The organism is Streptomyces sp. NPDC059828, from assembly GCF_042731955.1.
In the GTDB taxonomy this organism is placed as follows: Bacteria; Actinomycetota; Actinomycetes; order Streptomycetales; family Streptomycetaceae; genus Streptomyces.
Genome location: NZ_JBHWIW010000088.1, coordinates 1 through 9,030 on the forward strand (window position 1 = coordinate 1; position 9,030 = coordinate 9,030).

Annotated in this window: 8 protein-coding genes; 7 read left to right on the forward strand and 1 reads right to left on the reverse strand. The window is 70.2% G+C overall.

Annotated features, from left to right (window positions below):
- Positions 1-148: 148 nt before the first annotated feature.
- The 6 genes from ACFV6V_RS30690 (at position 149) to ACFV6V_RS30715 (ending at position 6,621) form a co-directional block, all read left to right on the forward strand.
- A complete protein-coding gene (locus tag ACFV6V_RS30690) occupies positions 149-331 on the forward strand; it encodes a Trm112 family protein (RefSeq protein ID WP_361281650.1) in 183 nt (60 codons plus the stop codon).
- 103 nt (positions 332-434) lie between these two features.
- Positions 435-1,574, forward strand: coding sequence for an SIS domain-containing protein (locus ACFV6V_RS30695; protein ID WP_385571114.1), 1,140 nt, complete (start codon positions 435-437; stop codon positions 1,572-1,574).
- A gap of 211 nt (positions 1,575-1,785) precedes the next feature.
- Positions 1,786-2,937, forward strand: coding sequence for a mannose-6-phosphate isomerase, class I (manA, locus tag ACFV6V_RS30700; RefSeq protein ID WP_385571115.1), 1,152 nt, complete (start codon positions 1,786-1,788; stop codon positions 2,935-2,937).
- 147 nt (positions 2,938-3,084) lie between these two features.
- Positions 3,085-4,062, forward strand: coding sequence for a cation diffusion facilitator family transporter (locus ACFV6V_RS30705; RefSeq protein WP_385571120.1), 978 nt, complete (start codon positions 3,085-3,087; stop codon positions 4,060-4,062).
- A 357-nt stretch (positions 4,063-4,419) separates the two neighbouring features.
- Positions 4,420-5,877, forward strand: coding sequence for an adenosylhomocysteinase (ahcY, locus tag ACFV6V_RS30710; RefSeq protein ID WP_385571116.1), 1,458 nt, complete (start codon positions 4,420-4,422; stop codon positions 5,875-5,877).
- A gap of 120 nt (positions 5,878-5,997) precedes the next feature.
- The gene (locus ACFV6V_RS30715; RefSeq protein ID WP_385571117.1) at positions 5,998-6,621 is read left to right on the forward strand and encodes a hypothetical protein; all 624 of its coding nucleotides are present in this window, start codon (positions 5,998-6,000) and stop codon (positions 6,619-6,621) included.
- 10 nt (positions 6,622-6,631) lie between these two features.
- Here ACFV6V_RS30715 and ACFV6V_RS30720 read toward each other — a convergent pair whose 3' ends face one another.
- Positions 6,632-7,570, reverse strand: a complete 939-nt coding sequence (locus ACFV6V_RS30720; RefSeq protein ID WP_385571118.1) for an RDD family protein — start codon at positions 7,568-7,570, stop codon at positions 6,632-6,634.
- Positions 7,571-7,683: 113 nt separating this feature from the next.
- On the opposite strand from ACFV6V_RS30720, the gene ACFV6V_RS30725 reads away from it, so the two are divergent.
- A complete protein-coding gene (locus ACFV6V_RS30725; protein ID WP_385571119.1) occupies positions 7,684-8,691 on the forward strand; it encodes a stage II sporulation protein M in 1,008 nt (335 codons plus the stop codon).
- Positions 8,692-9,030: the final 339 nt, after the last annotated feature.

A 9,030-nucleotide genomic window follows, 5' to 3' on the forward strand; every position in this document is an offset into this window, starting at 1 on the left:
GCGGATGCGGTGATCCGCGTCCGCCGGGCGGCGGCGCTGCGACGCATCGGACCGGACCGGCGTCCGACCACCACCTGCCGAGCCGCGCCGCCCGCCTCCCGGCGGTAGGCTGACGTGGCCTATACCGCATGTTCGAAGGGACGCCCTCATGCCGCTCGAAGCCGGTCTTCTGGAGATCCTCGCCTGCCCGGCCTGCCACGCGCCGCTCAGCGACGAATCGGCAGCCGACACGCCCGAGCTGATCTGCACCGGCAAGGACTGCGGCCTGGCGTACCCCGTACGTGACGGAATCCCCGTCCTGCTCGTCGACGAGGCCCGCCGCCCCGCGTAAACGCTGGCTCACGCAACGTAATATCATATAACGTCGCGTAACGCTGCGTCCGCCGCGCAGAGCCCGCCCCCGCACCCGTACGGCGAATCGGAGGCCCACCACCATGCTCGACGAGTCACTCCTCGACGCCCCGGAAGCCCTCGCCCGCGCCGATCGCCGCGAACTGCTCCGCGGCGCCGCGGAGGCAGGCGCGCGGGTACGCACCGCCGCCCGGCACGCCGCCGAGGCCGGGATCGCCGAGCTGACGCCCGAGGGCCGCCCGAGGGCCGTCCTCATCGCGGGCCCCGGCACCGCCGCCACCGGCGTGGCCGACCTCGTGGCCGCGCTCGCCGGGGCGTCGGCCCCGGTCGCCCGGCTGCATCCCACCGGCGTCGCCCCCGCGGCCGGGGCGCTGCGCTGGGCGCTGCCCGGCTGGGCGGGTTCCGTCGATCTGCTGCTCATCGCCACCACGGACGGCGCCGAGCCGGGTCTCGCCCTGCTCGCCGAGCAGGCCTACCGCCGCGGCTGCACCGTCGTCGCCGTCGCCCCGCAGCGCTCCCCGCTCTCCGAGGCGGTCAACGGCGTGCACGGTCTGGTGGTGCCGATGGCGACCGCGCCGTACGAGCTGTACGACGAGACCCAGGCGGCGGCGAGCCCCGGCGCGTTCTGGGCGCTGTTCACCCCGCTGCTCGCGCTGCTCGACCGCGTGGGCCTGTTCTCAGCGCCCCCCGACACGCTCCAGAGCGTCGCCGACCGGCTCGACCGCATGGCCGAGCGCTGCGGGCCCGCCATCGCCACGTACAGCAATCCCGCCAAGACGCTCGCTGCCGAACTCGCCGACACCCTTCCGCTGATCTGGACGGAGGGCACCGCCGGGCCGGTCGGCCGCCGCTTCGCCGCCGTGATCGCCGAGCTCGCCGGGCTGCCCGCCCTCGCCGCCGAGCTCCCCGAGGCACTTTCGGAGCACGGCGTCCTCCTCGCCGGCGGCCTCGCGGCCGGGGCGGACCCCGACGACTTCTTCCGCGACCGGGTCGAGGAACCCCAGGCCCTGCGCGCCCGCGTCCTGCTGCTGCGCGACCGGGTCGACGGGGCGCTCACCGCCGCACCCGCCGCCCGCGAGCTGGCGCTCAGTCATGACACGGCGATCAGCGAGCTGGAGCCGGAGGAGGGCACCGAGCTGGAGACCCTCGCGGAGCTGCTCGCCGTGACGGACTTCGCCGCCGGTTATCTGGCGCTCACGACGAGCGCGGGGGCCGGCGGCTGAGCCGACGCGCAGCCCCGGCCCAGGGGCCGCAGCACCACGCCTGGCGCCCGTACCTGCACCGGTACTCCACTCGTACCGCACCGGTACGCGTACGCATCCGCTGCCCCGTACGCGGCACGCGGACCGGTACACCTGGTCTGGCCGTATCGACCACGGAGCTGCCACCCTCCAGCCATATTCCAGCCACTTATCAAGCCGAGGATCCCCGTTCATGGACCGTCTCACCAACACCGTGCGCCCCCATGCCTGGGGGTCGGCGACGCTCATCCCCGGGCTCCTCGGCCTCGCACCCACTGGCGAGCCCCAGGCCGAGCTGTGGATGGGCGCGCACCCCGGAGCCCCCTCCGGCACCGACCGCGGGCCCCTCAACGAGGTCATCGCCGCCGATCCCGTACGGGAACTCGGCGCAGCCACCACCGCCAAGTTCGGCCCCCGCCTCCCGTTCCTTTTCAAGCTGCTCGCGGCCGGCAGCCCGCTCTCGCTCCAGGTGCACCCGGATCCGGCCCAGGCCCAGGAAGGCTTCGCCGCCGAAGAGCGCGCCGGTGTGCCCATGGACGCCCCGCACCGCAACTACAAGGACGACAACCACAAGCCCGAGCTGATCTGCGCCCTCACCCCCTTCGACGGTTTCTGCGGATTCCGCTCGCCTGACGAGGCCGCCGACCTCATGGCGGGCCTCGAGGTCGACACACTCAAGCCGTATGTCGACCTCCTGCACGCCCATCCCGAAGACGCCGCACTCCGCGAGGTCCTCACCGCCGTGCTCAGCGCCGAGCGCGAGGAGATCGCCCGCACCGTCCACGACGCCGCAGCCGCCGGGGCGCGCATCGGCGGCCCGTACGCCCCGTTCGTCACGCTCGCCCACCACTTCCCCGGGGACCCGGGCGTCATCGCGGCCATGCTCCTCAACCACGTCGTGCTCCAGCCGGGCGAGGCTATGTATCTCGGCGCCGGCGTACCGCACGCGTACCTCTCCGGACTCGGCGTCGAGATCATGGCCAACTCCGACAACGTGCTGCGCTGCGGACTGACGCCCAAGCACGTGGATGTGCCCGAACTGCTGCGTGTCGTCCGCTTCGAGCCGCGCGACGTCGCCGTACTGCGCCCGGAAGCCTCCCCCTCGGGCGAGGAGGTCTACGACATCCCGACCGACGAGTTCCGGCTGTCCCGCTTCGTACGCGCGCAGGGCGCGGCGCCCACCGACATCACCGCCCACACCCCTCAGATCCTCCTGGCGACGGCCGGGCGGCCCAAGGCCGGCGAGCTCAGCCTCGCCCCCGGCGATTCGGTCTTCGTACCGGCGGGCGAAAAGGTCGAACTGTCCGATACCGGCACCGTCTTCCGTGCCACAGTGGCGGCCTGAGATCACACCCGCCCCGGCTGCTGCAACAATGGCCCGCCATGCCGAGGTCCCGCTTCGGGGCACGTGTCCCGCCACACACAGGGACACGGAGGCATGCGGCACAGGGACATCACGGGCTTCGGCTTCGAGGAAGGACACCCCGCACTCATGAGCGCGTCAGGCGGAACAAAGGCGATCGTCGCGGCACTCGCCGCGAACCTCGCCATCGCGGCAGCCAAGTTCGTGGCGTTCCTCTTCAGCGGCTCCTCGTCGATGCTGGCCGAGAGCGTCCACTCGGTGGCCGACTCGGGCAACCAGGGCCTGCTGCTCCTCGGCGGCAAGAAGGCCCGGCGGGAGGCCACCCCCGAGCACCCCTTCGGCTACGGTCGCGAGCGGTACATCTACGCCTTCCTCGTCTCGATCGTGCTCTTCTCGGTCGGCGGCATGTTCGCCATCTACGAGGGCTACGAGAAGATCATGCACCCGCACGCGGTCAAGGACTGGTACTGGCCGATCGGCGTGCTCGTCTTCGCGATCATCGCCGAGAGCTTCTCCTTCCGCACCGCCATCAAGGAGTCCAACGGCCCGCGCGGCAACCGCTCCTGGAAGGAGTTCATCCGCCACGCCAAGGCACCCGAGCTGCCCGTCGTCCTCCTCGAGGACCTGGGTGCGCTGGTCGGTCTGGTCCTCGCACTCGGCGGTGTCGGCCTGGCCCTCCTCACGGGCAACGGCGTCTGGGACGGCATCGGCACCGTCTGCATCGGCGTCCTGCTGATCGTGATCGCCCTGGTGCTGGCCGCCGAGACCAAGTCACTGCTCCTCGGCGAGGCGGCCGGCGCGGAGGACGTCGAGAAGATCAAGGCCGCGGTCGTGGACGGCCGGACGGTCACCCGCATCATCCATATGCGCACGCTCCACCTCGGACCTGAGGAGCTGCTGGTGGCGACCAAGGTCGCCGTCCGGCACGACAACACGGCAGCCCAGATCGCGGAAGCGATCAACGCCGCCGAGGACCGCATCCGCACCGCCGTGCCGATCGCCCGGGTCATCTATGTGGAGCCCGACATCTACAGCGAGGCCGCCGCGGCGGCGGGCCCCGATCCGGCCAAATCCCCGGGCGGCCCGGCCCCCGAGCTCGACCACTGACACCCGCCGACACGCCCCTGACTTCGGCCTGACCCCCGCTCGACCGCCGCCCGGCAGCGGCCTGAACCACCGGTGACGGCCGGGACAGGCCCACGGGCGGGCTGTGGCGTGCCGAGTCGAGCGGTGTAGATTCGTGACCAGAGCCAGACGTCGCTGCTGATGGCGGTCGGTCGGTCCATATTGCGATCCGGCCGAGGGAGAGAGGGCCTCCGACGGACTGCGCTGCGGACGTCTGCGCGCGTCCGGGCATGCGTGTGTTCGTGTACACGTGCGCCCGTTCCGCCGCCGACCCCGCAGCCGTCAGCTAGCCCTGAACGAGCCCAACCATCCCTCGACCACTCTGAGGAGCAGCTCGCAATGACGACCCTCGCCGCCGGCCAGGACTTCAAGGTCGCCGACCTCTCCCTCGCCGTCTTCGGCCGCAAGGAGATCACCCTGGCCGAGCACGAGATGCCCGGCCTGATGTCCATCCGCAAGGAGTACGCCGCTTCGCAGCCGCTGGCCGGAGCCCGTATCACCGGCTCCCTGCACATGACCGTGCAGACCGCCGTGCTCATCGAGACCCTCGTCGCCCTCGGTGCTGAGGTGCGCTGGGCATCCTGCAACATCTTCTCCACCCAGGACCACGCCGCCGCGGCCATCGCCGTCGGCCCCGACGGCACGGTCGACAACCCCCGGGGCGTCCCGGTCTTCGCCTGGAAGGGCGAGACGCTCGAAGAGTACTGGTGGTGCACCGAGCAGGCCCTGACCTGGCCGAACACCCCCACCGGCGGCCCGAACATGATCCTGGACGACGGCGGTGACGCCACGCTCCTGGTCCACAAGGGCGTCGAGTTCGAGAAGGCCGGCGAGGCCCCGGACCCGTCCACCGCGGACAGCGAGGAGTACGGCTACATCCTCCAGCTGCTGAACCGCACCCTCGCCGAGAGCCCGCAGAAGTGGACGCAGCTCGCGTCCGAGATCCGCGGTGTCACCGAGGAGACCACGACCGGCGTCCACCGCCTCTACGAGATGATGGCCGCGGGCACGCTGCTCTTCCCGGCGATCAACGTGAACGACGCCGTCACCAAGTCGAAGTTCGACAACAAGTACGGCTGCCGCCACTCCCTCATCGACGGCATCAACCGCGCCACCGACGTCCTCATCGGCGGCAAGACCGCCGTCGTCTGCGGCTACGGCGACGTCGGCAAGGGCTGCGCCGAGTCCCTGCGCGGCCAGGGCGCCCGGGTCATCATCACCGAGATCGACCCGATCTGCGCCCTCCAGGCAGCCATGGACGGCTACCAGGTCGCCACCCTCGACGACGTCGTCGAGACCGCCGACATCTTCATCACCACGACCGGCAACAAGGACATCATCATGGCCACGGACATGGCCAAGATGAAGCACCAGGCCATCGTGGGCAACATCGGCCACTTCGACAACGAGATCGACATGGCCGGTCTCGCCAAGATCCCCGGTGTGGTCAAGGACGAGGTCAAGCCCCAGGTGCACACCTGGACCTTCTCGGACGGCAAGGTCCTGATCGTCCTCTCCGAGGGGCGTCTGCTGAACCTCGGCAACGCGACCGGCCACCCGTCCTTCGTCATGTCGAACTCGTTCGCGGACCAGACCCTGGCCCAGATCGAGCTCTTCACCAAGCCCGAGGAGTACCCGACCGACGTCTACGTGCTGCCCAAGCACCTCGACGAGAAGGTCGCCCGCCTCCACCTCGACTCCCTCGGCGTCAAGCTGACGACGCTGCGCCCGGAGCAGGCCGAGTACATCGGCGTCAAGGTCGAGGGTCCGTACAAGCCCGACCACTACCGCTACTGATCCGTCCACGGCCCGGTCTCCGACCAGCCGCTGACCACCATCCGGTAGCAAGGCACCAGGCAGGCCCCCGCACCCCCGTGCCGGGGGCCTGCCCTGCACCCGGAGGACTCACGCACCCCCATGCCCCGCGGCCGCTATTCGCTCCACGATCCGCACGATCACACCCCTCTCGGTGATGAGCACTTCCACTGCGCCCCCGGCCCCTCCGGCTGGCGCTACGTCTCCCAACTGACCGCCCCTTCCGGAGACCACGCGGGCTCCGTCGACCTCACCCTCGACGAACTCGGCCGCCCTATTCGCCTCGAAATCAACGCCGCCGGCTGGCAGGTCCGAGGCGCTGCCCTCGACGGAGTGACCTGGGTCCGCACCGACCCCACCGGCGCCCACGCCACCGAGGGCAATGTCCGCGCCCACGCCTTCACCGGCATGTCTCCCGCCTTTCTGGTCGCGACCTCCCGGCTGCTCCGCCTTACGCCCGGTGCCCCCGCGACCCGCGTCCGTCTCGTCGCCTTCACGGACCCGGTGCTCGCCCCCCGCACGGTCGACCAGTCCTGGGCCCTGGTGAAGAGTGAAGCGCACGCCACTGACAGTGGCCCCTTGGCCGTGGACGAGTACCAGGTCAGCGCTCTGGACACGGGCGAGCAGCACACCGTCCATATCGCCGGCGACGTCGTCCTGGCAGCCCCCGGCATCGAGCTCGAGGACCTCGAGACCCCGCCTTCCTCTTTTCCCGAAATCTCCTGACCCAGGTGACTCAGGCGGGGGGCGCGAATCCCGTCGCGGGAGGCGGCGCCGCGGACGCCTCAGCCGAATCGGCCGAAGGAGCAAGAGGAGCAGAAGAAGCAGGAGGAGCAGGCCGGGCGAAGGAGGCCGGACCCACGGACCGGACCTGAACACCAGGCAACGCAGGACCAGGGCCACCGGCAAACCCCGAAGCCCCCACCACCGAGGCCTGAACCCTCCGCGCATCACGGGACTGGCGCTCACCCAGCACCGCCGCCAGATACTCCGGAGCAGGCACCCCCGCCGGAGCCGGCGTCCCGGTCCTGGCAGCCAGATCAGCGGCCAGCCGCTCCGCCAAAGAACGGCTCACCTCGGCATCGAGCTGACGCATCCGGGTCAGATACTGACGTACGGCCAGCCAGAGCCCGTCCGGCACTCCGGAAAGATCCAGCTCGGCGAACCGCCCCGTCAGCCACGGCGGTGCGAGCGGCACGGCGACGGCATGCGCCGTGGGCACCCGCTCCCGGACGACAAGCGTCCCCGCGAACACATCCCCGATCCGCCGCCCACGAGCCGACACCAGGGAGGCGATACAGGCGACGACCCCGAAGGTCATCAGAATCTCCACCACGCCCATCGCACCCCGGACCAGAGCGTGCCGGAACCGGATGGGCCCGCCGTCGTCCCGCACGACCCTCAGCCCGCAGGCCAGCTTGCCCAGCGAACGCCCATGGCTCAGCGTCTCCACCGCGATCGGCGCCCCCACCAGCACCAGCAGGAAGGCCGCGATCGACACGGCCATGACGGCGGCCTCGTCGAGCGACGCCGTCGCGATCGCCAGGGCTATGGATATGAACAGATAGGCCGCCCACACGACGACGAGATCGATCGCGAGCGCCAGCGCCCGGCTCGGCAGCTTCGCCGGCCGAAGCCCCAGTACGACCGCGTCCCCCGTCACTACCCCGCTCACAGGCCCACCCTCTTCTCTGCCATGGCCCTTCGGCACGCCTAGTACGCCAGTCTGCCAAGCTGACCGGAAGAGCGCCGCAGGAGTGGTAACCGCAACGGGAGCAGCAGCCGATCATGGATCTCGACGTCTTCGTGATGACCCACCGGGCGGAGTGGGACCGACTGGACCAGCTGCTCCGGAAGGGACGTGGGCTCACCGGAGCCGAGGCCGATGAACTGGTGGCCCTTTACCAGCGCACCGCCACCCATCTCTCGCTCATCCAGTCCACCGCCCCCGACCCGACGGTCACGGGACGCCTCACCCAGCTCGTCGCCCGGGCAAGAGCCACCGTCACCGGCACCCGGCGCGCATCCTGGCGCGACGCGGCCCGCTTCCTGACGGCGGGCTTCCCCGCCGCGATGTACCGCTCCCGGCACTGGTGGATCCCCACCGCCGTGCTCTCCACTCTCCTCGCAGCGATCATCGGCTGGTGGATCGGGACCCATCCCGAGGTCCAGTCGGCCATCGCCGCTCCCGAGGAACTGCGACAGCTCACCCGCCCCGGTGGCGAGTACGAGACGTACTACTCAAGCCACCCCGCGGCGTCCTTCGCCGCGCAGGTCTGGACGAACAACGCACAGGCCGCCGCCATGTGCCTGGTACTCGGAGCTTTCCTGTGCCTGCCGGTCGTCTGGATCCTCTTCCTCAACATGGCCAACCTCGGCGTCGGGATCGGCCTGATGTCCTCCGCAGGCCGCCTCGACACATTCCTCGGTCTGGTCCTGCCGCACGGCCTGCTCGAACTCACCGCGGTGTTCGTCGCCGCCGGCACGGGACTCCAACTCGGCTGGACCCTTGTCGACCCGGGCCCCCGATCCCGCCGGGACGCCCTCGCCCAGCAGGGCCGCGCCGCACTCGGCATGGCCATGGGCCTGGCCCTCGTGCTCTTCGTGTCCGGTCTGATCGAAGGCTTCGTCACCCCCTCCGGACTGCCCACCTGGGCCCGCATCGCCATCGGTGTCCTCGCCGAGCTGGCCTTCCTGGCGTATGTCTACGTCCTGGGCGGCCGCGCCGCCCGCGCAGGCCAGGCCGGCGACATCGACGACTGGGAGCGGAGCGCCGAGCTCCCCACCGCCGCCTGATGTGCGCTCCGGGCTCCTGAGCTGCTAATCTCTTCTTCGCCCACGAAAGTCGTTGACACGGCCCGACTGGGGAGGTAGATTTTAACGGTTGCCTCGGAGAGGGTCAGTCCCACCGAGAGTAACCAGTAGCATCTCTCTCGCTCTTGATGGGGACGTGATTCCTGTCGGAGCCACTCGATTCTTTATCCGAATCACAACGTTCGGCCGATTAGGTCGGCCGAAAAGACTCTGATAAAGTCGAAACCGCCGAAAGGCAAAGGCCCTCCAACGGCCACTGGAAACAGAATCCGAACCGGGAACGGAACGGAAAATGAATCTGGTAAGGTTGGAAACACGAAG

Excerpts from the sequence above, each read along its gene's own strand:
- ahcY (WP_385571116.1), top strand. The coding sequence starts at position 4,420 with ATGACGACCCTCGCCGCCGGCCAGGACTTCAAGGTCGCCGACCTCTCC.
- ACFV6V_RS30695 (WP_385571114.1), top strand. The coding sequence starts at position 435 with ATGCTCGACGAGTCACTCCTCGACGCCCCGGAAGCCCTCGCCCGCGCC.
- manA (WP_385571115.1), top strand. The coding sequence starts at position 1,786 with ATGGACCGTCTCACCAACACCGTGCGCCCCCATGCCTGGGGGTCGGCG.
- ACFV6V_RS30690 (WP_361281650.1), top strand. The coding sequence starts at position 149 with ATGCCGCTCGAAGCCGGTCTTCTGGAGATCCTCGCCTGCCCGGCCTGC.
- ACFV6V_RS30715 (WP_385571117.1), top strand. The coding sequence starts at position 5,998 with ATGCCCCGCGGCCGCTATTCGCTCCACGATCCGCACGATCACACCCCT.
- ACFV6V_RS30705 (WP_385571120.1), top strand. The coding sequence starts at position 3,085 with ATGAGCGCGTCAGGCGGAACAAAGGCGATCGTCGCGGCACTCGCCGCG.
- ACFV6V_RS30725 (WP_385571119.1), top strand. The coding sequence starts at position 7,684 with ATGGATCTCGACGTCTTCGTGATGACCCACCGGGCGGAGTGGGACCGA.